Source organism: Acidocella sp. MX-AZ03 (assembly GCF_027626035.1).
GTDB classification, from domain to species: Bacteria; Pseudomonadota; Alphaproteobacteria; order Acetobacterales; family Acetobacteraceae; genus Acidocella; species Acidocella facilis.
Genome location: NZ_CP110774.1, coordinates 2,099,529 through 2,118,539 on the forward strand (window position 1 = coordinate 2,099,529; position 19,011 = coordinate 2,118,539).

A 19,011-nucleotide genomic window follows, 5' to 3' on the forward strand; every position below is an offset into this window, starting at 1 on the left:
TATATATAGGATGCGCTGGCGGCCTCCCACCCCAAAGCGCGACACCCGGCGAAACCCGTTTTCGCCCGCTTGCAATCCCCGCGCCTGCCTATAAAGAGCCTCCCACGCCGCGAGCGGGCGTAGCTCAGGGGTAGAGCACAACCTTGCCAAGGTTGGGGTCGAGGGTTCGAATCCCTTCGCCCGCTCCAATTAAAACGGTGTCTGTAGCGCGCGGGCGTAGCTCAGGGGTAGAGCACAACCTTGCCAAGGTTGGGGTCGAGGGTTCGAATCCCTTCGCCCGCTCCAGATCCGGTCGTTCCAAGCTGAGCTTTTTAAGGCCGCCCGGCAATAGGCATCCGAATTTACAGATCGGGTCATCCCGCTTAGGCTTAAGGCATCACAACAGAAACATATCAGGGCAATTTCATGCCAGATGGAGCGGCACCCACGCGGTCGCGAGGCGATATGATTGCCAGTGCGGCGCTCCAAGCGGCTGCGGCTCACGCAACCGCCCGCTACGCAACGCCACCCCTCTCTGATCAAGCTTTCGATTGTTCATATTTTGTCTGGCTCACCTTGAAAAAGATCAATCCTCTTTTTCGACGGGAAAGCTCGAAAATGATTGCCGAGGACCGCTTGCTATTTCAGCCGGTCATTGGCCAACCGCAAGCCGGCGACATCATCTATTTTCCACCGTCAGCGGTCGGGCTCGAGGTAAAGCGTGGCGATAAACGAATTTATCCCGGGCATGTCGCGGTCATGCTCTCGCCGACAAGGTTTCTCGGCATGCAAAGCCACGGGCTAGGACAGGTCGAAACCAGCAATCCATGGTGGGGATCCCGTCCGTTCCGGTTTTTCCGCTATATCGGTCCGGCATCATGACACGCCTTGCCGCACTCTCCTCCTGCCTCGCTGTCCTGGCCTGGGCTGGTATCGCCCGCGCCCAGCCCGCGCCGCCAGACTTGATTGGCATCTGGCGGGTGACGGCGCAGCTCTGCCAGGGCTGTGCCGCCATCCCACCACCGGACTTACAGGTCGAAATCAAAATCATGGCGGACAGCTTCAAGGACCCGCTCTCGGCAAATTGCCCAGCCAACGCCGCCTACATCACCACGCCCCTTGGCGCCGAGGATCGCGCCGCCCTGCTCCCGCCCGCTGACGCCCACGCCAAAACGGCTTTCCTCGTCATACTCGAATGCGCGGTCGCCACACCACCTGGTCCGCCGCCTTATCCGCCCGTGACCCGCCTGATCCTGCTAGACCGGAACCACGCCCTCTATCCGTTTGAAGGTCAATCCACCCTTCTGCTGCGCCGCGTTTCAGCAAATTAAGCCGATCCCCCTGCCTTGCGCGTCGCGCCTCTTGACGCAAGCGGCAGGACACGGCTTGAACCATTGCGTATGAAGGCGCCTACCCCTCCCGCCCGGACCGAGAAAACCGAAGCCGCACACCGCGCCCGCGCGGAGGCCAAGGCGGCCGCGCTGCGCGCCAATCTCGCCCGCCGCAAGGCCCAGGCCCGCGCCAAACCCGCCGACGACAAGAAGGACGAACCCGCATGCCCGTGATGCCCGACCATTGGATCCGCCAACAGGCGATGGAGAAGGGCATGATCGAGCCTTTCGTGGAAAGCCAGAAGCGCGACGGCGTCGTCTCCTACGGCCTCTCCTCCTATGGCTATGACGCGCGCTGCTCGGAGAATTTCAAGGTCTTCACCAATGTCGATTCGGCCATCGTCGACCCGAAAGCCTTCAGCCCGGCCAGCTTCGTGGACCGCACCGGCCCGGTCTGCATCATCCCGCCCAACAGCTTCGCGCTGACCAACACGGTGGAATATTTCCGCATCCCGCGCGATGTGCTGGTGATCTGCCTCGGCAAATCCACCTATGCGCGCTGCGGCATCATCGTGAATGTCACCCCGCTGGAGCCGGAATGGGAAGGCCAGGTGACCATCGAGATTTCCAACACCACCCCGCTGCCCGCGAAAATCTACGCCGGCGAGGGCATCTGCCAGTTCCTCTTCCTCAAGGGCGACAGCCCCTGTGAGATCTCCTACGCCGACAAGGCGGGCAAATATATGGGCCAGCGCGGCGTGTCGCTGCCGAGGATGTAAGTTCAGACCATGGATTCGATTCGTATTACCGGCGGCGTGCCGCTTTCCGGCACCATCGCCATTTCCGGCGCCAAGAACGCCGCCCTGCCGCTGATGACCTGCGGCCTGCTCACCGATGAGCGGCTGGTGCTCTCCAATGTCGCCAAACTGGCCGACATTGCCACGATGTCCGACCTGCTCGCCCAGCACGGCATCGAAGTGACGCACGCCGGGCGCGATGTCACCCTCGGCGGCAAGATCACCAATACCGAGGCCCCTACGAGATCGTGCGCAAGATGCGCGCCTCCTTCCTGGTGCTGGGCCCGCTGCTGGCCCGCCTCGGCCAGGCCCGCGTCTCGCTGCCCGGCGGCTGCGGCATCGGCACCCGCCCGGTCGATCTCCACCTGAAAGGGCTGGAGGCGATGGGCGCTTCCATCGAGCTCGATGGCGGTTACGTCGAAGCGCGCGCGCCCAAGGGGTTGAAGGGGGCGGAAATCGTCTTCCCCTTCGTCTCCGTCGGCGCCACCGAGAACCTGCTGATGGCCGCCTCCCTGGCCGATGGCATCACGGTGCTGAAAAACGCCGCCCGCGAGCCGGAAATCACCGATCTCGCGAAATGCCTGATCGCCATGGGCGCCAAAATCGAGGGGCTGGAGACCGACACCCTGACCATCCACGGTGTCACCAGCCTGCACGGCGCCCACCATGACATCCTGCCCGACCGCATCGAGACCGGCACCTATGCCTGTGCCGCCGCCATCACCGGCGGCGATGTGTTCCTGGAAAACGCCCGCGCCTCCGACCTCGGCGCCGTGCTCACCGCGCTCAACGAAGCCGGCGTCATCATCACCGAAGCCGAAAACGGCTTCCGCGTCACCCGCGCCAACGGGCTGCACGGGGTCGATGTCACCACCGAGCCCTTCCCCGGCTTCCCCACCGACATGCAGGCCCAGTTCATGGCGCTGATGACGGTCGCCGACGGCGCCTCGCTGATCACCGAAAACATCTTCGAAAACCGCTTCATGCACGTGCAGGAGCTCAGCCGCATGGGCGCCAAAATCAACATCCAAGGCTCCTCCGCCATCGTCCGCGGCGTCAAGCACCTCACCGGCGCCCCGGTCATGGCCACAGATCTGCGCGCCTCCTTCTCCTCGTCCTCGCCGCCCTGGCCGCCCAAGGCGAAACCACCATCTCCCGCGTCTACCATCTCGACCGCGGCTACGAAGCCGTCGAAGCCAAACTCGCCGCCTGCGGCGCCCGGATCGAACGGCTGGTCTGAAAACGGGGGACGGGGCAGAGCAAGGGGACGCTGTCCCCCTTGACCCCTGCAAAGGGCCGAGAGGCCCTTTGATCCCATTCTATTCGGGTCTGTGAAGGGAGGGCCGGCAACGGCGCCTCTCAAAACGCATGCGCGTGAATGGCCCTCCCTTCACAGACCCGGGTGGGTTCCAAGGGCCTTCCGGCCCTTGGCGGGGGTGCAGGGGGCAGCGCCCCTGCTTTGCCCCTACCCCATCTCCATACCCGCCATCGCTGGCGGTGGCAGTTGCATCAGCACGCCGGCGGCGGCGAGGAGGATGAGGCCGAGGGCGATTTCCCAGGCGATGGCGCGGCGCAGGGCTTTGCGGCTGGCGGGCAGGGTTGGGGTGAGGCGGAAGCGGTTGCGGGCGGCCAGGGCCAGCAGGGCTGCGAAGAGGACGGTTTTGAGCAGGGCGGCGGCGCCGTAGCCGGTGGTGAGAAAGGCGCTGAGAAGACCGATCAGCAGCCAATATTGCAGGAAGGCGCTGGCCAAGATGAGGGCGACGCAGATGAGGCCGAGGCGGGAATAGGCTTGTGCCAGGGCTTGCGGGGTATCTGAGCGGGCAACCGCCAGCGCCAATGCCGGCAGGGTGCCGAGCCAGCAGGCGGCGGCGCCGATATGCAGCAGCGAGAAGGCGAGCAGGGCATTGCCTTCGGGACCACCCATGGCGGCGCCATGGCCGAGCCAGGATTGCGCCAGCACGCCCAGCCCGGCCAGCAGGGCGGCGACCCGCCAGCGCCCGGCCTGGGCGCAGAGCATGGCCAGCAGCAGCGCGCCCATCCGTGCCAAGGTAAGCCAGCCAAAGCGTGTATAGCCCGCCACCAGCGGCAAAGCGGCAAACACGCTGGCGGGGGCGTCGGCGCTGGCGAAATAGGCGGTTTGCAGCCAGAACCAGGCCGCCCCGCCGGCCAGCGCCAGGGCGAATCCGCCCCAGGCCAGGCGTTTCAGCCCTGGCAACGGCCCGAACATGGCGGCGAAGAAAGCCGTGCCGAACGCCCCGAAATACCCGGCCAGATGCAGCCCCCGGCAGAGCCCGCGCAGGACCAGCCAGGCGCTGTCATCCATCAATTGGTGACGGTGAAGCTGAATTTGCCGTGGGTTTTATGGGTATCGACCGAGAGCGCGTGCCAATCGACGGTATATTTGCCGGCCATCTGCAAATGCAGCTTCACGCTCAGCTCGTTCGGGTGGCCCGGCACGGTTTGCGGCGCGCCTTGCTCGGCATGCATGCCCATGCTGTCCAGCACGGTCACGGTGCAGAATTTCGGCTGCACGGCTTCGGTGAAGGTCAGCAGCAAGGCGGAGGTGCTGGGCGCCACCTTGGCCCCGGCGGCGGGGGTGGAGGCTTTCAGATGGGCATGGGCAAAAGCGGCCGGGGCGGCGGCCAGCATCAGGCTGGCGGCGGCGGCGAACAGAGACAGGCGCATGATATCCTCCGAGACGAGATGACCTCGTCTCTAGAGCAAAGCCTCACACGTGGGAAGCTTCGCGTCCCAACCCGACTTAAAAATGCGTGGGAGGCGTCGCCTCCCACGGCGCGATCAGAACATGTTCAGGAAGCGCTGGAACAGCCCCGGCTGCGCGGTGCTTTCCTGCGGGGTGCTGCCTTTCGTGGCGGGCTCGCCGAGGGCGGCGTTTTCCTGCAGGCGGCGCTGCTCGGCATCGGCATTCACCACGGCCGGCGCGTTCGGGTTGCTGCCCATCAGCTTGTCGACGAAATTGCCCGACTTGCTGGCGACGGCGGCGTTCTGGTTCACTTCGGCGCGGATATTGCCCTGCGGCGTCGGCCCGGCCTGGTTCAGGAAAGCTTCACCGGCCGGCGAGATCTGCTGGGGCCCGGAGGGCAGCGCGTTGGAGGCGGAGATGATGTTCGCCCCCTGCTCGGCGGCATTCACCTGCTGCGTCGGCGGCTGGCCCGGATTCGGGGTCTGCAGCTGGCCCAGCTCCGGCGGCAGCGAGAGCGGCGGCAGCGTGCCGACCTGATAGGCATCGGGCGGATTGGCTTCCAGCCCGAAGCTCTTCTTCATGTTGTCGCTGCACCCGGCCAGCGCCAGAGCGAGCAGGATGGTCGACGGAACGGCAAGGGCGCTGCGTGTGATCATGGCTGTCTTCCTATCCTTCCCGCTGATCCGCCGCAACAGGCGGCTTGCGGCGCAATTGCTCGATCATCAGCGCGATGACCCCGCAGACGATGGCCGAATCCCCGACATTGAACACCCAAGGGTAGGCCAGCGCGCCGATATGCACATGGATGAAATCCACCACCGCGCCGTAGCGCAGCCGGTCCAGCACATTGCCCACCGCCCCGCCGGCGATGGCGCCGACCGCGATGGTCACCACCCAATCCGTGGTGCGCGCCATCCAGACCAGCAGCGCGATGACGACCAGGCTGGCCAGCACCGCCAGCAAAATCTTCGCGCTGAACCCGGCGAACAGCCCGAACGTGATGCCGTGATTCCAGACCAGCACGAGGTCCAGCACCGGCAGCGGCGAGAGCACCTGGCCGTTCTGCAAATGCCAAACATGCAGCACCGCATATTTGCTCGCCTGATCGGCGGCAAAAACCAGGATCGCGACGATCAGCCCGCTGAGGAACCGCATCAGCGCGGCGCCTCGACCGCCTCGCAGCAGCGCTGGCAGAGCGTGGGATGGGCAGGGTTCGCGCCCACTTCCGGCAGCACTTTCCAGCAGCGCTCGCATTTCTGCCCCGGCGCCACGGCGGCCCCGGCTTCATCGCCGAACATCGCCCCGGAGGTGATGCAGATTTCCGCCCAGAAGGCCTCGCTGCCCAGCGCGCTCGCCGGGGTCGGCAGCAACGCCACCGTCTGCAGCGAGGAGCCGACCTCCTTGGCCGCGCGCATTTTCTCAATCGCCCCGGTGACCTCGCCGCGCACCGCGCGGATCTGCGCGAACCCCTCGGCCAGCGCCTCATTGCGCCAGGCGCCCGGCGCTTCCTCGAAGGCTTCCAGATGCACGGAGGCCTCAGCGCCATAACGCGCCATCCAGGCCTCCTCGGCGGTGAAGGGCAGCGCCGGCGCCAGCCAGGTGGTCAGGCAGCGGAACAGAATATCCAGGAAGGAGCGGCAGGCCCGGCGCGTGGCCGCGGAGGGCGCGTCGCAATACAGGCTGTCCTTGCGGATATCGAAATAGAAGGCGGAGAGATCGGTGGCGCAGAAATGATGGATGGCAGGGTACACGCCGGTCCAGTCATGCCCCTCCACCGCCGCCTGCAGCTTCGCGTACAGCTCCGAAAGCCGGTGCAGCAGGAATTTCTCCAGATCCGGGAAATCCGCCACCGGCACCCGCTCAGCCTCGGAGAACCCGTCCAGCGAACCCAGAATCCAGCGCAAGCTGTTGCGCAGCCGCCGATACAGCTCCGCCTGCTGCTTCAAAATTTCCGGGCCGATGCGCAGATCCTCGGAGATGTCCGAATTCAGCACCCAGAGGCGCAGAATATCGGCGCCGTATTTGTCATTCACCTCCTGCGGGCGGTGACATTGCCGAGCGATTTCGACATTTTCCGGCCCTGCTCATCGAGCACGAAGCCATCGGTGACGATCGCCTTGAACGGCGCCACGCCGCGCGTGCCCACCGCCTCCAGCAGCGAGGACTGGAACCAGCCGCGATGCTGGTCCGAGCCTTCCAGATACACATCCGCCGGCCATTTCATCCCCCGCGCTTCCAGCACGAAAGCATGGGTGGAACCGGATTCGAACCAGACATCGACGACGTCGAAAATCTGCTCGTAATTGTCCGGGTCATAGTCCGGCCCAAGGAAGTCAGCCGCCGGGCGGGCATACCAGGCATCGGCACCTTCTGCCGTGAAAATCTCCACCACCCGGTTCACCACCGCCTCGTCGCGCAGCGGCTCATGGCTGCGCTTATCGACGAAAATGGCAATCGGCACGCCCCAGGCGCGCTGGCGCGAGATGCACCAATCCGGCCGGCTCTCCACCATGGCGCGGATGCGGTTGCGGCCGATCTCGGGCACGAATTTGGTCGCGTCGATGGCGTCCAGGGCTTTCTCGCGGATCTTGCCGTCGCCATCCATGGCGATGAACCACTGCGCCGTGGCGCGATAGATCAGCGGCGCCTTGGAGCGCCAGCTATGCGGGTAGGAGTGCATGAACTCGTTGCGATGCACGAGATTGCCCGCCTGGGTGAGCGCCGCGCAAACCGGGTCCGCCGCCTTGTACACATGCACCCCGGCGAAAAGCGGCACATTCTGGTAATAGGTGCCGTCATCGGCCACCGTATCCGGCACGGAAATGCCATTGGCCTTGCAGAGCTGGAAATCATCCTCGCCATGGCCCGGCGCCATGTGCACGATGCCCGTCCCCGCCTCCATGGTGACGAACTCGCCCAGCATCACCGGCACGGTGAAATCATAGCCCGGATCGGCCTTGGCCAGCGGGTGGTAGAAGCGCTTGCCCTCCAGCTCCGCGCCCTTGAAGCGCTCACCGATCTCGAAGCCGGTGATGCCGACCTCCTTGGCGAAGCCCTCCAGCAGCTCGACCCCGACAATGAGCTTTTCGCCCGCCACCGCCAGGCCGCCCTCCGCCACCTCCTTCACCGTGACGATCGCGTATTCCAGCTCATGTCCCGCAGCGAGACCGCGATTGCCGGGGATGGTCCAGGGCGTGGTCGTCCAGATGACGATGGCGACACCGGCCAGATCCGCCTCCGCCGCCGGGAACCGTACATAAATCGCGGTATCCTTCTTGTCGTGATACTCGACCTCGGCTTCCGCCAAAGCGGTCTTTTCCACCGGACTCCACATCACCGGGCGCAGGCCGCGATAGAGCGCGCCATTGAGCAGGAATTTGCCGATCTCGCCGGCAATCGCCGCCTCGGAGGCGAAATCCATGGTGGCGTAGCGCGCCGCCCAATCGCCCATCACGCCCAGGCGCTGGAACTCGGCCGACTGCACATCCAGCCAATGCGCCGCGTACTCCCGGCATTCCTTGCGGAATTCCAGCACCGGCACCTGGTCCTTATCCAGCTTCTTGGCGCGGTATTTTTCCTCGACCTTCCATTCGATCGGCAGGCCGTGGCAGTCCCAGCCGGGATGTAATCCACATCCCGCCCGGCCATGGATTGGGCGCGGTTGATGACGTCCTTGTGAATCTTGTTCAGCGCGTGACCGATATGCAGATTGCCATTGGCGTAAGGCGGGCCGTCATGCAGCACGAACGGGGTCTTGCCCTGGGCTGCCTCGCGCAGCCTGGTCCAGAGATGCATCTCCGCCCAGCGCTTGAGCATTTCCGGCTCGCGCTTGGGCAGCTCCCCGCGCATCGGGAAATCCGTGCGCGGCAGGAACACGGTGGCTTTATAATCGGTCGGTTCGGTCATGGGAAAAGATCACCTGGCGGCGTAAGAATGACTCGGCGGAAGCAGCTTTGCGCGGAAAAACCCGTTTCAGGCCCGGGCAGGCGATATAATTCGGGCGATTTGGCCGGTCATGCGCATCTTATGTGGCCGCGCCGGGCAGAGCGTCAAGCGCGTGCCGGGCTTCGCGCGCATCCCGGGCGATCTGCGCCTTCAGCGCGTCGAAAGAGGGGAATTTTTGCTCATCGCGGATGAAATGGCGCAGCTGCACCGAAAGCTCCTGGCCGTAGAGATCGCCCTCGAAATCGAAGAAATGCGCCTCCAGCCGGGACTGGGTGCCGCCCACGGTGGGGCGCAGGCCGAGATTGGCCACCCCCTTCACCAGCTTGGCCCCGATGCGGGTGGTGACGGCATAAACCCCGCGCTGCGGCTCCAGATGCCGGCCCAGCTCGATATTGGCGGTGGGAAAGCCGATGGTGCGCCCGCGCGCATCACCATGCAGCACCGGGCCGCGAATGGAATAAGGCCGGCCCAGCAGTGCTGCGGCGCGCTCAGGATAGCCATCCTGCAGCAGCCGGCGGATGCGGCTGGAGGAGATGGGCCCCTGCGCGTCAGCCACCGCCGGGACGATGGACAAGCCGATGCCGAGATTTTCCGCCCGGTCCGCCAGAAACGCCACATCCCCGCCGCGCCGGTGACCAAAGGCGAAATCCGCGCCGCAGGAGAGATGCACCGCGCCGATGCTCTTGAACAATATCTCCTGCACGAAGGCCTCGGCGGTGAGATGGGAGAATTCCGCGTCGAACGGCAGCTGGTAGAGGATGTCCACCCCCAGCGCCTGCAAAGCCGCCGCGCGCTCGGCCGCCAGGGTCAGCCGGAATGGCGCATCCTGCGGGCGGAAGAACTCGCGCGGATGCGGCTCGAAGGTCAGCACCGCGCGCGGCGCGTCCGGCCGGGCGGCATGCGCGGCGCGGAGCACCGCCGCATGGCCGATATGCACACCGTCGAAATTGCCCAGCGCCACGCTGGCCCCGCGCGCTGCCACCGGCACTGTCCGCCAATCCGAATAAATCTTCATGCCCGTGCTAAAGCCCCCACCCTTGGCCGCGGGTCAAGGGTATTGCAGAAGATGGACGCGAACAAATGCGGGAAGGATCGCACATGCGCCGGATACTCAAGGGGCTGATCGGGCTGGTCATCGTGCTGGCGCTGCTTTGGCTGGGGCTGTGGCTCTATGCGGAAATGCGGCTGAAACAGCTGGTGACGGCGCAGATCGACCAGATCAATGCCAGCGGCACGGTGCAAATCAGCTATGACCGCCTGACCAGCAGCCGCTCGCCGCTGGTGGCCAGCGTCACCCTGGTCAATCCGCGCTGGAGCGAAACCCCCGCCCCCGGCGCCGGCCCGCTCTCGCTCCACGCCGCCAGCTTCGGCGCGCATATCGACCTGCTTCGCCCGTTGATCCTGCATATCGACGTGCCGCACAGCCTCGACATCTCCACCCCCCGCGCTTCGGGCGCGCTGACCTTCGCCGTGGCGCAGATGACCGAGCGGCTGAATCCCGGCGTCTGGCTCGGCCATACCGACAATCCGGTGCGCGCCGGGGATGCGCGTTTCGCCGGCATTAATCTGCTGGCCAGCAATGGCAGCCTGCAGGTGGCCAGCATCGACAGCCTGGTGCTGCACCAGGCGCTGGACGCCACCGCCGGCAAGGGCCAGACGGCCCTGGCGGCGACCCTCCAGATGCGCGGCTTCGCGCTCTCGCCGATCCTCGCCCGGCTGATCAATTTGCCCTTCGATGGCAAGCTGGCCGGGCTGGATCTCTCCGTGCGGCTCTCCGGCCCGCTGGACTGGCAAAGCCTGGCCCGCCAGGAGGCCGCGCTGCCGGATGAGACGGCGCGGCATAAATTCATCCTGCAGGCGCTGCATCAATGGGCAATGGCGGGCGGCAGCGCCACCGGCAAGGCGCATCTGGCGCTGGGCCCCAGCCAGCTGGACGCCGCCGGCCATACGGTTTTCGACGCGAACGGCCAGCCCTCCGGCGCCTCCAGCCTGAAGGCCGACCATCTGGACGCGCTGAGCGCGGCGCTGACCAAATCCTACCCCTTCCTGCAAGGCTGGGTGGCGCAGGCCCAGGCCCGCTTCTCGCCCTATATCTCCAGCAACGCCCAGGATGGGCAGATGCTCGCGGTGCAGACGCGTTTTGGCAAGGATGGCGTGTTCATCAACGACACCCGCACCGGGGACATGCCGCCGCTGGATTGGGACAAGCTGCTCAACCCGCCGCCGCCCGCGCCGCCCCCGGCCACCGCCCCGGGCGATGGCTCCGGCGCCGCGTCGCCATAAAAAAAGGGCCGAAAGGCCCCTTTTTCGTAAACCGGGCGCCGTTACTGGTTGGCGATCTTGTTGATCTGCCCCTGCATCGCCTTCAACAGCGCCGAAACCTGGCCGCCATTATCCGTGATCACCCCGGCATAATCATTGCGGGTGGTGATGCGCAGGCTGGTCCCGGCGACGATCACATCGATGATCTTCGGCTGGCCGCTCTCATCCTGCACCACCCAGCCCACATCCGCCGGCGCCTTGCCCGGCGCGGTCACGGTGGTGTCCACCAGCACGTTATTGCCCTGCGGGGCGGCGCTGTTCACGGTGAAGCTCACCCCCTGATAGGCCTTGATCTGGTAAGTGATGTTATAGCTCAGCAGCTGGTGAAACAGGCTCTGGAATTGCTGCTTCTGCGCCGGGGTGGCGACATTGATATAGCGCCCCAGCACATAATCGCCGACCTGATCGACATCGACGATCTGGTTGACCAGATCGCGCAGCTGGCTCGCCTTCTGGCTCTGCGAACCTGGCCCGTCGACGATGGCGACCAGCTTGTCGCCGGACTGGGTGATGAAGCTCTTGGCGGCGTCCGGGGACATCGCCTGGGCATGGGCGGCACCCGCCATCGCGGCGAGCATCGGCGCGGAGGCCACGGCCCCCAGAATGAAACGACGGAACATCATGCGTTTATGAAATCCTCGATATGATAAGGCTTACTGGTGGTACCAGTTCGGCCAGGTGCGTTTGTCGCGCTGCTCAACCTGCTTCTGCTCTGAGGCACGAGATTGGCGATAAAGGCTCCGGAATGTGGCATAGGGGTCCAGGGCGGTGGCGTTGATCTGGTCGATCGGCTGCAGATATTCGGCGCGGGTATTGATCAGATGGATACCGGTCTCGGAATAGCCGAAATCGGTCAGGGCGCCGCTCACCGGGGCGGCCTCCATCGGGGTGGCGAACCAGGAAACCGGATAATTCATCGCATCGCGCACGCCGGAGGGGCCGAAAGCGGGCAGGTAGAGATACGGGCCGGGCGGCACGCCCCAGGTCGCCAGGGTGATGCCGAAATCCGTATCGGTCTCGGGGTAGCCCATGGCGCTGGCCGGGTCGAAAATACCGCCAATGCCGATGGTGGAGTTGACCAGGAAGCGCACCATGGCGCTGCCGGCATCGGTGGGGTGGCCCTCGGCCATGAAATTCAGCATCCGCGCCGGCTCGCCGATATTGCTGGCGAAATCCCCCACATGGTTGCGGATACCCTGGGTGGTGATCGCCACATAGCCCTTGGCCACCGGCTTCATCACATAGGTATCGAGCTTGTTGTTGACCTTGAAGAAGACGCGGTTGGTCGGCTCCAGCGGGTCGTTCAGCTGCTGATAGGCCTGATAATCGGCCGTGTCGGATTTCGGCGGCGGGGTGGCGCAGCCGGTGAGCGCCCCGGCCAGAACCAGGCCCGGGAGGGTGATGGCCAGCCCTTGCGTAAGCCGGCGTTTCAAAGACGTCTTCATCCTTAACTTCTTTCCTGGCTGCGGGCCGCAAATACGGCGGCACCCTCACATGTGAGGCAGATTACAGCAGGGTCAAGCACCGCGCCATCGCTTCCCCTCCAGCTGTGGCTTGCGCGCCACTTGCATGGTAACAGCAACCCCCTCTACGGAACGATGACCATGACCCATTCCCCTGTCCGACACACTCTGGAACGCTGGGCGCAAGGCGAGCGCATCGCCCCGCTGCCGGCGCGCGACGGCGCCGCCCCGCCCGCCATCTCCTTCGAATTCTTCCCGCCCAAGACCGAGGCGCTGGAGGCCCAGCTCTGGTCCTGCATCGAGCGTCTGGCCAGGCTGCGGCCGGATTTCGTCTCCGTGACCTACGGCGCCGGCGGCTCCACCCAGGAGCGCACCCATGCCACGGTGCTGCGCCTGGTCAAGGAAACCGACCTCACCCCCGCCGCCCATCTCACCTGTGTAGGCGCCACCAAAGAGGCGGTGAACGAGGTCGCTCAGCGTTACTGGGAGGCCGGGGTCAAGCATATCGTCGCGCTGCGCGGGACATGCCGGGTGGGGCCGCCTACGCGCCGCATCCGGGCGGCTACGCTTTCGCGGCGGATCTGGTCGAAGGGCTGAAAAAAGTCGCGGATTTCGAAATCTCGGTCGCCGCCTATCCGGAAACCCACCCGCAGGCGGCCAGCCCCGAGGCGGATCTGGATAATCTCAAGCGCAAGCTCGATGCCGGGGCGACCCGCGCCATCACCCAGGTATTCTTCGACAATTCCATCTTCCTGCGCTTCCTGGACAAGGCCCTGGCCGCCGGGATCAAGGCGCCGATCGTCCCTGGCATTCTGCCGGTGACCAATTTCAAGCAGGCGAAGAGCTTCGCCGAGGCCTGCGGCACCTCGGTGCCCGCCTGGATGGCCGATATGTTCGACGGTCTGGACGACGACATCGAGACCCGCCGCATGGTCTCCGCCGCCATGGCCGCCGAGCAGGTGCGCCTGCTGCAGGCCAACGGCATCGACGAGTTTCATTTCTACACGCTGAACCGGCCGGACCTGACCTACGCCATCGCGCGCATCCTCGGCGTGAAGCCGGAGGCCCCGGCGGCTTGAGCGCCTATCTGGAGGGGCTGAACGCCGCCCAGCGCGAGGCGGTGGAGAGCACCGAGGGCCCGGTGCTGGTGCTGGCGGGGGCGGGCACGGGCAAAACCCGGGTGCTCACCACCCGCTTCGCGCATATATTGCTCAGCCGCCGCGCCTTCCCCAACCAGATTCTCAGCGTCACCTTCACCAACAAGGCGGCGCGGGAGATGCGCGAGCGCGTCGCCAAGATCATGGGCGGGCCGGTGGAAGGGCTCTGGCTCGGCACCTTCCACGCGCTCTGCGCCCGGATGCTGCGCCGCTTCGCCGATCGCGTCGGCCTGACCAACAGCTTTTCCATTCTCGACACGGACGACCAGCTGCGCCTGCTCAAGCAAATCCTGGACGCGGCGAAGGTGGATTTCAAACGCTGGCCGCCAAATTCGCTAATGGCGCAGATCCAGAGCTGGAAAGACAAGGGCTATATGCCAGGCCAGGTGCCGGTGGCCGATGCCTCCGACTACGCCAATGGCCGCGCCGACGAGTTCTATGCCGCCTACCAGTCCCGGATGCGCCAGCTCAATGCCGTGGATTTCGGCGACCTGCTGCTGCTGATGGTGCATCTGCTGAAGACCGACGCGGAAGTGCTGGCGCATTATCACCGCGCCTTCCGCTATATTCTGGTGGATGAGTACCAGGACACTAATCTGGTGCAATATTATTGGCTGCGGCTGCTCGCCCAGGGCCACAAGAATATCTGCTGTGTCGGTGATGACGATCAGAGCATTTATAGCTGGCGCGGTGCCGAGATCGAGAACATCCTGAAATTTGAACGGGATTTTCCGGGGGCGAAAATCATCCGGCTGGAATCCAATTACCGCTCCACCGCCCCCATCCTCGCCGCCGCCTCGCACCTGATCGCCCATAACGAGGGGCGGCTGGGCAAAACCCTGCATTCCGGCAAGGAAAATGCCGAGGGCGAGAAGGTTGAGGTGATCTCCTTGTGGGATTCCGAGGAGGAAGCCCGCACCGTGGGCAGCCGCATCGAGAGCCTGTGGCGATCCGGTGAATCCCTCAATGAAATCGCCATCCTGGTCCGTGCCGGCTTCCAGACCCGCGCCTTCGAGGAACGGCTGCTGACCCTCGGCGTCCCCTACCGCATCGTCGGCGGGCTTCGCTTTTATGAGCGCGCCGAAATCCGCGACGCCATCGCCTATCTGCGGGTGCTGGGCCAGCCTTCGGATGATCTGGCCTTCGAACGCATCGTCAATACCCCGAAGCGCGGCGTCGGCGATGGCGCGCTGCGCAACCTGCACGAAGCCGCGCGCACGCACGGGCTGTCGCTGCATGACGCGACGCTGAAGCTGATCGAAGAGAACGGGCTGCGCGGCAAGCTCGGCGCCACGCTGCGCGGGCTGATGGAGCAGTTCGCGCAATGGCGCGATATCCTCGCCGCGCAAGGCCCGGTGGTGGCGCTGGACACGCTGCTGGAAGAAAGCGGCTACATCGCCATGTGGAAGGCCGACAAGGCCCCGGACGCGCCGGGCCGGCTGGAAAACCTCAAGGAGCTTTCCCGCGCTTTGGCGGATTTCGGCACGCTGCAGGAATTTCTGGAGCATGTCGCGCTGGTGACGGAAGCCGAAGCCCAGGAGGACGGCGCCAAGGTCTCGATGATGACACTGCACGGCGCCAAGGGGCTGGAATTCGACAATGTCTTTCTCCCCGGCTGGGAGGAAGGCGTGTTCCCCAACCAGCGCTCGCTCGATGAGGGCGGCAATAAGAGCCTGGAGGAGGAGCGGCGGCTGGCTTATGTCGGCATCACCCGGGCCAGACACCGCGCCATCATCCTGCACGCCGCCAACCGGCGCATCTATGCCAATTGGCAAAGCTCGATTCCCAGCCGCTTCATCGAGGAGCTGCCGGAAGAGGTCATCCGCCGTTCCGGCTCCGCCCAGCCCGCCGGCGCCCGCGCTGCCCTGCCCGCCACGCAATTCCCCCTGCAGGCCCGCCGCCCGGATGCCTGGGAGGTGCAGGCCAGGCCCGCCCGGGCGCAAAAAATCCCGGTCGGCGCGCGGGTATTTCACCAGAAATTCGGCTATGGCCGGGTGATCGCGGCCGATGACGACCGGCTGGATATCGATTTCGAGACATCAGGAGAAAAACGCGTGCTGGACCGTTTCGTGGAGCGCCAGGATGGCTGAGGAATTGCTGGACTGCATCAGCCTGCGGGTGCCGGCCGAGGTGATGGAGACGTTCGAGGCCGCCCTCTCCAGCGTCTGCCGCGCGGTCTCCTTCTACCACGATGAAGATGTCGATGAATGGGACCTGCAAGGGGTGAAGGAGCGCGGCGAACATGAGGCCGACCTCGCCGCCGCGCTGATGATCGCCGAAATGGTCTCCGGTGTCTCGCCCGAGATCACCCGCGGTCTGGTGCCGGTCGGCGGCTGGCTGGCGCGCACCCAGCAGGCCTTCCCGGAGCAACTGATCGGCAAGCGCTTCGCCATTCGCGGCACCCATATCCAGGATGCCAAGCTGCCCGGCCGGATCACCATCACGCTCGATGCCGGTCTGGCCTTCGGCACCGGCGAGCATAATTCCACCCGTGGCTGCCTCGTCACGCTCGCGGACCTGGTGAAGCACCACCACCCGCGGCGGATTCTGGATCTCGGCACCGGCTCGGGCATTCTCGCCATCGCCGCCGCCAAGCTGCTGCACAAACCCGTGCTGGCCACCGATATCGATCCCCGCGCCGCCCGTGTCGCCGCTGAAAACGCCAAGCTGAACGGGGTGCAGGGCATGATCCGCGCCATCCAGGCCGATGGCTGGCAGGACCCGCGTATCACCAAGGCCGCGCCGTTCGATCTGGTATTCGCCAACATCCTGGCCCGGCCGCTTTGCGCCATGGCGCATCAGCTCGCCGCGCATCTGGCCCCGGGCGGAGTCGCCATCCTGGCCGGGCTGCTCAATACCCAGGTGAACTGGGTGCTCTCCTGCCATCGCCGCGCCGGGCTGCGGCTGGAGCGCCAGCTCATCGATGGCGCCTGGTCGATCCTGACCCTGCGCAAATAACCCTTCCATTCCGACAAAACTGCCATGCAAAGCCGTTTGTTGCAGTGCAGCAGAAGCCGGGAGGATAAGGGATCAAGGTTTAGCTGGAGGCCGTCCTTCAACCCTGGGCAACTGCCCTCATTTGAAGGAGCTTAACAATGAGCTTTAAGAGCAGCTTTGAGACGATGGGCGAAGGCATGATCGCCGCCGCCGAAGGCAATCAGATCATCGCGCAGGAAATCGCCCGCGCCGTGAAGACCCTCTTCGCGAAGATCTTCCACCGCAAGCCGGCCACCCTGCCCGCTGAATAAGCGTCCCGGCCTGGTCCGCAAAAACCCCAGAGCCTCAGGCCCTGGGTTTTTCTTTCTGGCACCCAGTCTTAGAGCATCAAGCTTTTAGCTTGATGCTCTAACTTTTGTCTTTGCGAGCAATTTTATGTGTTTATCTTGACGCTCCCGCGTCAACCTAAACACATATTGCTCTAGTGATTGAGCGCCTGCACGATCTCTTCGGTCATCTTCTTCGCATCGCCGAACAGCATCATCGTGTTGTCCTTGAAGAACAGCTCATTCTCCACGCCGGCATAGCCGGACGCCATCGAGCGCTTCACGAACAGCACGGTCTTGGCCTTGTCGACTTCCAGGATCGGCATGCCGAAGATCGGGCTGGCCGGGTTGGTCTTCGCGGCCGGGTTGGTGACGTCGTTGGCGCCGATCACATAGACGACATCCGCGGTGGCGAATTCGTTGTTGATCTGCTCCAGCTCGAACACCTCGTCATACGGCACATTGGCTTCCGCCAGCAGCACGTTCATGTGCCCGGGCATACGCCCCGCCACCGGATGGATGGCGTATTTCACTTCCACCCCTTCCTTCTTCAGCGTGTCTGCCATCTCGCGCAGCGCGTGCTGGGCCTGCGCCACCGCCATGCCATAGCCCGGCACCACGATCACCTTGGAGGCATTCTTCATGATGAAGGCCGCATCGTCGGCGGAGCCATGCTTCACCGCCTTGTCGCCGTTGGAAGCGCCGGCAACCGCCCCGGCATCGCCGGAATTGCCGAAGCCGCCGGCAATCACGTTGATGATCGAGCGGTTCATGCCCTTGCACATGATGTAGGACAGAATCGCACCCGAGGAACCAACAAGCGCGCCGGTGATGATCAGCGCCAAATTGCCGATGGTAAAGCCGATGCCCGACGCCGCCCAGCCGGAATAGGAATTCAGCATCGAGACGACGACCGGCATGTCCGCCCCGCCGATCGGGATGATCAGCAGGAAGCCCAGCGCCAGCGCCACCAGGGCGATCAGCGAGAACAGCACGGTGCTGCCGCCGGAAGCGACGAAGGCGATGATCAGCAGCACGATCAGCACGCCCAGCCCGCCATTCAGCTTATGCTGGCCCGGGAAGGTGATCGGCGTGCCCTTCATCAAGGCCTGCAGCTTGGCGAAGGCGATCAGCGAGCCGGTGAAGGTGATCGCGCCGATGGCCAGGCCGATCGACATTTCGATCAGGCTCTCGGTATGGATATTGTGCGGCGTGCCGATGCCAAAGCTCTGCGGCGCGTTCAGCGCCGAGGTGGCGACGAACACGGCGGCCAGACCCACCAGCGAGTGGAAGGCCGCGACCAGCTGCGGCAGCGCCGTCATCTTGATCTTCTGCGCCACCACCAGCCCGATGCCACCGCCGATGGCGATGCCCAGGATGATGGTCAGCGCCCAGCCCCAATCCATCCCGCCATGCAGGAAGGTGGCGAGGATGGCGATGACCATGCCGATCATGCCGAAGCGGTTGCCCTGGCGCGAGGTGGTGGGATGCGAAAGGCCGCGCAGCGCCAGGATGAACAGAACCGCCGCGACGAGATACGCAAACGAGGTGAGAGACTGGTTCATCGGGCGTTACTTCTTCTTGAACATGGCCAGCATGCGGTTGGTGACCGCGAAGCCGCCGAAAATATTGACGCTGACCAGCACCACCGCCAGGAAGCCGAACACATGCGCCACCATCGAGCCATGCAGCCCGGTGGCCAGCATTGCGCCGACGATGATGACGGAGGAGATCGCGTTGGTCACCGCCATCAAAGGCGAGTGCAGCGCCGGGGTGACCGACCAGACCACGTAATAGCCGACAAACACGGCCATCACGAAAATGCTGAACAGGAACACGAAGGGCGCCGCCGGCGGCGCGTGCTGGGCCGCAACGGCGGCAACCCCGGCGGCGTTCTGCGCCAGGATCGAGGCCTGATGGGCGAGGTCCGCCGCCTGGGCGGCCAAGTCTGCGGGTGTCATGATGATGAAGCCTCCCTGCGAATTAAACGGCGGGCTTGAAGTTGGGATGGACGATCTCGCCGCCCTTGGTCACCAACGCGCCCTTGATC

At 64.9% G+C, this 19,011-nt stretch carries 17 protein-coding genes, 2 tRNA genes and 3 pseudogenes; 12 read left to right on the forward strand and 10 right to left on the reverse strand.

Features of this window, described 5'->3' with window-relative positions; translation table 11 throughout:
• Positions 1-113 precede the first annotated feature (113 nt).
• The 7 genes and pseudogenes from GT370_RS11630 to murA all read left to right on the forward strand — a co-directional run bounded on the left by GT370_RS11630 (position 114) and on the right by murA (position 3,390).
• Positions 114-188: transfer RNA gene (locus tag GT370_RS11630), tRNA-Gly, on the forward strand.
• 22 nt (positions 189-210) lie between these two features.
• Positions 211-285: transfer RNA gene (locus GT370_RS11635), tRNA-Gly, on the forward strand.
• A gap of 159 nt (positions 286-444) precedes the next feature.
• Positions 445-861, forward strand: a complete 417-nt coding sequence (locus GT370_RS11640) for an NlpC/P60 family protein (protein WP_168118426.1) — start codon at positions 445-447, stop codon at positions 859-861.
• Complete coding sequence (locus GT370_RS11645; protein ID WP_039885191.1) at positions 858-1,310, forward strand: hypothetical protein; 453 nt, start codon at positions 858-860, stop codon at positions 1,308-1,310. The genes GT370_RS11640 and GT370_RS11645 overlap by 4 nt, the downstream gene beginning before the upstream one ends.
• A gap of 69 nt (positions 1,311-1,379) precedes the next feature.
• Positions 1,380-1,544, forward strand: a complete 165-nt coding sequence (locus GT370_RS11650; protein WP_168118425.1) for a hypothetical protein — start codon at positions 1,380-1,382, stop codon at positions 1,542-1,544.
• A complete protein-coding gene (gene dcd / locus GT370_RS11655) occupies positions 1,535-2,089 on the forward strand; it encodes a dCTP deaminase (protein WP_008494460.1) in 555 nt (184 codons plus the stop codon). Before GT370_RS11650 ends, dcd begins: the two co-directional genes overlap by 10 nt.
• 9 nt (positions 2,090-2,098) lie before the next feature.
• Positions 2,099-3,390, forward strand: a pseudogene (gene murA, locus GT370_RS11660) (UDP-N-acetylglucosamine 1-carboxyvinyltransferase).
• Between the two features lie 182 nt (positions 3,391-3,572).
• Here murA and GT370_RS11665 read toward each other — a convergent pair.
• The 6 genes and pseudogenes from GT370_RS11665 to GT370_RS11690 form a co-directional block, all read right to left on the reverse strand.
• Positions 3,573-4,430, reverse strand: coding sequence for a copper resistance D family protein (locus GT370_RS11665; protein WP_270183105.1), 858 nt, complete (start codon positions 4,428-4,430; stop codon positions 3,573-3,575).
• Positions 4,430-4,792, reverse strand: coding sequence for a copper homeostasis periplasmic binding protein CopC (gene copC, locus GT370_RS11670; protein WP_008494457.1), 363 nt, complete (start codon positions 4,790-4,792; stop codon positions 4,430-4,432). Before copC ends, GT370_RS11665 begins: the two co-directional genes overlap by 1 nt.
• Positions 4,793-4,906: 114 nt before the next feature.
• A complete protein-coding gene (locus GT370_RS11675; protein ID WP_008494456.1) occupies positions 4,907-5,467 on the reverse strand; it encodes a DUF3035 domain-containing protein in 561 nt (186 codons plus the stop codon).
• Positions 5,468-5,477: 10 nt separating this feature from the next.
• The gene (gene lspA, locus GT370_RS11680; RefSeq protein WP_008494455.1) at positions 5,478-5,966 is read right to left on the reverse strand and encodes a signal peptidase II; all 489 of its coding nucleotides are present in this window, start codon (positions 5,964-5,966) and stop codon (positions 5,478-5,480) included.
• Positions 5,966-8,717 (reverse strand): annotated as a pseudogene (ileS, locus tag GT370_RS11685) (isoleucine--tRNA ligase). The gene lspA and the pseudogene ileS overlap by 1 nt, the downstream one beginning before the upstream one ends.
• Positions 8,718-8,835: 118 nt before the next feature.
• The gene (locus tag GT370_RS11690; RefSeq protein ID WP_008494453.1) at positions 8,836-9,771 is read right to left on the reverse strand and encodes a bifunctional riboflavin kinase/FAD synthetase; all 936 of its coding nucleotides are present in this window, start codon (positions 9,769-9,771) and stop codon (positions 8,836-8,838) included.
• An 83-nt stretch (positions 9,772-9,854) separates the two neighbouring features.
• On the opposite strand from GT370_RS11690, the gene GT370_RS11695 reads away from it, so the two are divergent.
• Complete coding sequence (locus tag GT370_RS11695; protein WP_008494451.1) at positions 9,855-11,039, forward strand: DUF2125 domain-containing protein; 1,185 nt, start codon at positions 9,855-9,857, stop codon at positions 11,037-11,039.
• A 41-nt stretch (positions 11,040-11,080) separates the two neighbouring features.
• Here GT370_RS11695 and GT370_RS11700 read toward each other — a convergent pair whose 3' ends face one another.
• Positions 11,081-11,701: an MlaC/ttg2D family ABC transporter substrate-binding protein gene (locus GT370_RS11700; RefSeq protein ID WP_008494450.1), complete on the reverse strand. Its 621-nt coding sequence runs from the start codon at positions 11,699-11,701 to the stop codon at positions 11,081-11,083.
• A gap of 30 nt (positions 11,702-11,731) precedes the next feature.
• Positions 11,732-12,523, reverse strand: a complete 792-nt coding sequence (locus tag GT370_RS11705) for an MlaA family lipoprotein (protein WP_008494449.1) — start codon at positions 12,521-12,523, stop codon at positions 11,732-11,734.
• A gap of 159 nt (positions 12,524-12,682) precedes the next feature.
• Between GT370_RS11705 and metF the strand changes: the two are divergent.
• The 4 genes and pseudogenes from metF to GT370_RS11725 all read left to right on the forward strand — a co-directional run bounded on the left by metF (position 12,683) and on the right by GT370_RS11725 (position 16,946).
• Positions 12,683-13,620, forward strand: a pseudogene (gene metF / locus GT370_RS11710) (methylenetetrahydrofolate reductase [NAD(P)H]).
• Positions 13,617-15,788, forward strand: a complete 2,172-nt coding sequence (locus GT370_RS11715; RefSeq protein ID WP_008494447.1) for an ATP-dependent helicase — start codon at positions 13,617-13,619, stop codon at positions 15,786-15,788. The pseudogene metF and the gene GT370_RS11715 overlap by 4 nt, the downstream one beginning before the upstream one ends.
• Complete coding sequence (locus tag GT370_RS11720; RefSeq protein ID WP_008494446.1) at positions 15,781-16,656, forward strand: 50S ribosomal protein L11 methyltransferase; 876 nt, start codon at positions 15,781-15,783, stop codon at positions 16,654-16,656. Before GT370_RS11715 ends, GT370_RS11720 begins: the two co-directional genes overlap by 8 nt.
• Positions 16,657-16,793: 137 nt before the next feature.
• The gene (locus GT370_RS11725) at positions 16,794-16,946 is read left to right on the forward strand and encodes a hypothetical protein (protein ID WP_155992657.1); all 153 of its coding nucleotides are present in this window, start codon (positions 16,794-16,796) and stop codon (positions 16,944-16,946) included.
• Positions 16,947-17,116: 170 nt separating this feature from the next.
• On the opposite strand, the gene GT370_RS11730 is transcribed toward GT370_RS11725, so the two are convergent.
• Together GT370_RS11730 and GT370_RS11735 are read right to left on the reverse strand one after the other, a co-directional pair.
• Positions 17,117-18,526, reverse strand: a complete 1,410-nt coding sequence (locus GT370_RS11730) for an NAD(P)(+) transhydrogenase (Re/Si-specific) subunit beta (RefSeq protein WP_008494444.1) — start codon at positions 18,524-18,526, stop codon at positions 17,117-17,119.
• A 6-nt stretch (positions 18,527-18,532) separates the two neighbouring features.
• Positions 18,533-18,922 carry a proton-translocating transhydrogenase family protein gene (locus GT370_RS11735; protein WP_026439696.1) on the reverse strand — a complete coding sequence of 130 codons (390 nt, stop codon included), beginning with the start codon at positions 18,920-18,922 and terminating at the stop codon, positions 18,533-18,535.
• Positions 18,923-19,011: the final 89 nt, after the last annotated feature.

Excerpts from the sequence above, each read along its gene's own strand:
- GT370_RS11640 (WP_168118426.1), top strand. The coding sequence starts at position 445 with ATGATTGCCAGTGCGGCGCTCCAAGCGGCTGCGGCTCACGCAACCGCC.
- GT370_RS11645 (WP_039885191.1), top strand. The coding sequence starts at position 858 with ATGACACGCCTTGCCGCACTCTCCTCCTGCCTCGCTGTCCTGGCCTGG.
- GT370_RS11650 (WP_168118425.1), top strand. The coding sequence starts at position 1,380 with ATGAAGGCGCCTACCCCTCCCGCCCGGACCGAGAAAACCGAAGCCGCA.
- dcd (WP_008494460.1), top strand. The coding sequence starts at position 1,535 with ATGCCCGTGATGCCCGACCATTGGATCCGCCAACAGGCGATGGAGAAG.
- GT370_RS11665 (WP_270183105.1), bottom strand. The coding sequence starts at position 4,430 with ATGGATGACAGCGCCTGGCTGGTCCTGCGCGGGCTCTGCCGGGGGCTG.
- copC (WP_008494457.1), bottom strand. The coding sequence starts at position 4,792 with ATGCGCCTGTCTCTGTTCGCCGCCGCCGCCAGCCTGATGCTGGCCGCC.
- GT370_RS11675 (WP_008494456.1), bottom strand. The coding sequence starts at position 5,467 with ATGATCACACGCAGCGCCCTTGCCGTTCCGTCGACCATCCTGCTCGCT.
- lspA (WP_008494455.1), bottom strand. The coding sequence starts at position 5,966 with ATGCGGTTCCTCAGCGGGCTGATCGTCGCGATCCTGGTTTTTGCCGCC.
- GT370_RS11690 (WP_008494453.1), bottom strand. The coding sequence starts at position 9,771 with ATGAAGATTTATTCGGATTGGCGGACAGTGCCGGTGGCAGCGCGCGGG.
- GT370_RS11695 (WP_008494451.1), top strand. The coding sequence starts at position 9,855 with ATGCGCCGGATACTCAAGGGGCTGATCGGGCTGGTCATCGTGCTGGCG.
- GT370_RS11700 (WP_008494450.1), bottom strand. The coding sequence starts at position 11,701 with ATGATGTTCCGTCGTTTCATTCTGGGGGCCGTGGCCTCCGCGCCGATG.
- GT370_RS11705 (WP_008494449.1), bottom strand. The coding sequence starts at position 12,523 with ATGAAGACGTCTTTGAAACGCCGGCTTACGCAAGGGCTGGCCATCACC.
- GT370_RS11720 (WP_008494446.1), top strand. The coding sequence starts at position 15,781 with ATGGCTGAGGAATTGCTGGACTGCATCAGCCTGCGGGTGCCGGCCGAG.
- GT370_RS11725 (WP_155992657.1), top strand. The coding sequence starts at position 16,794 with ATGAGCTTTAAGAGCAGCTTTGAGACGATGGGCGAAGGCATGATCGCC.
- GT370_RS11730 (WP_008494444.1), bottom strand. The coding sequence starts at position 18,526 with ATGAACCAGTCTCTCACCTCGTTTGCGTATCTCGTCGCGGCGGTTCTG.
- GT370_RS11735 (WP_026439696.1), bottom strand. The coding sequence starts at position 18,922 with ATGACACCCGCAGACTTGGCCGCCCAGGCGGCGGACCTCGCCCATCAG.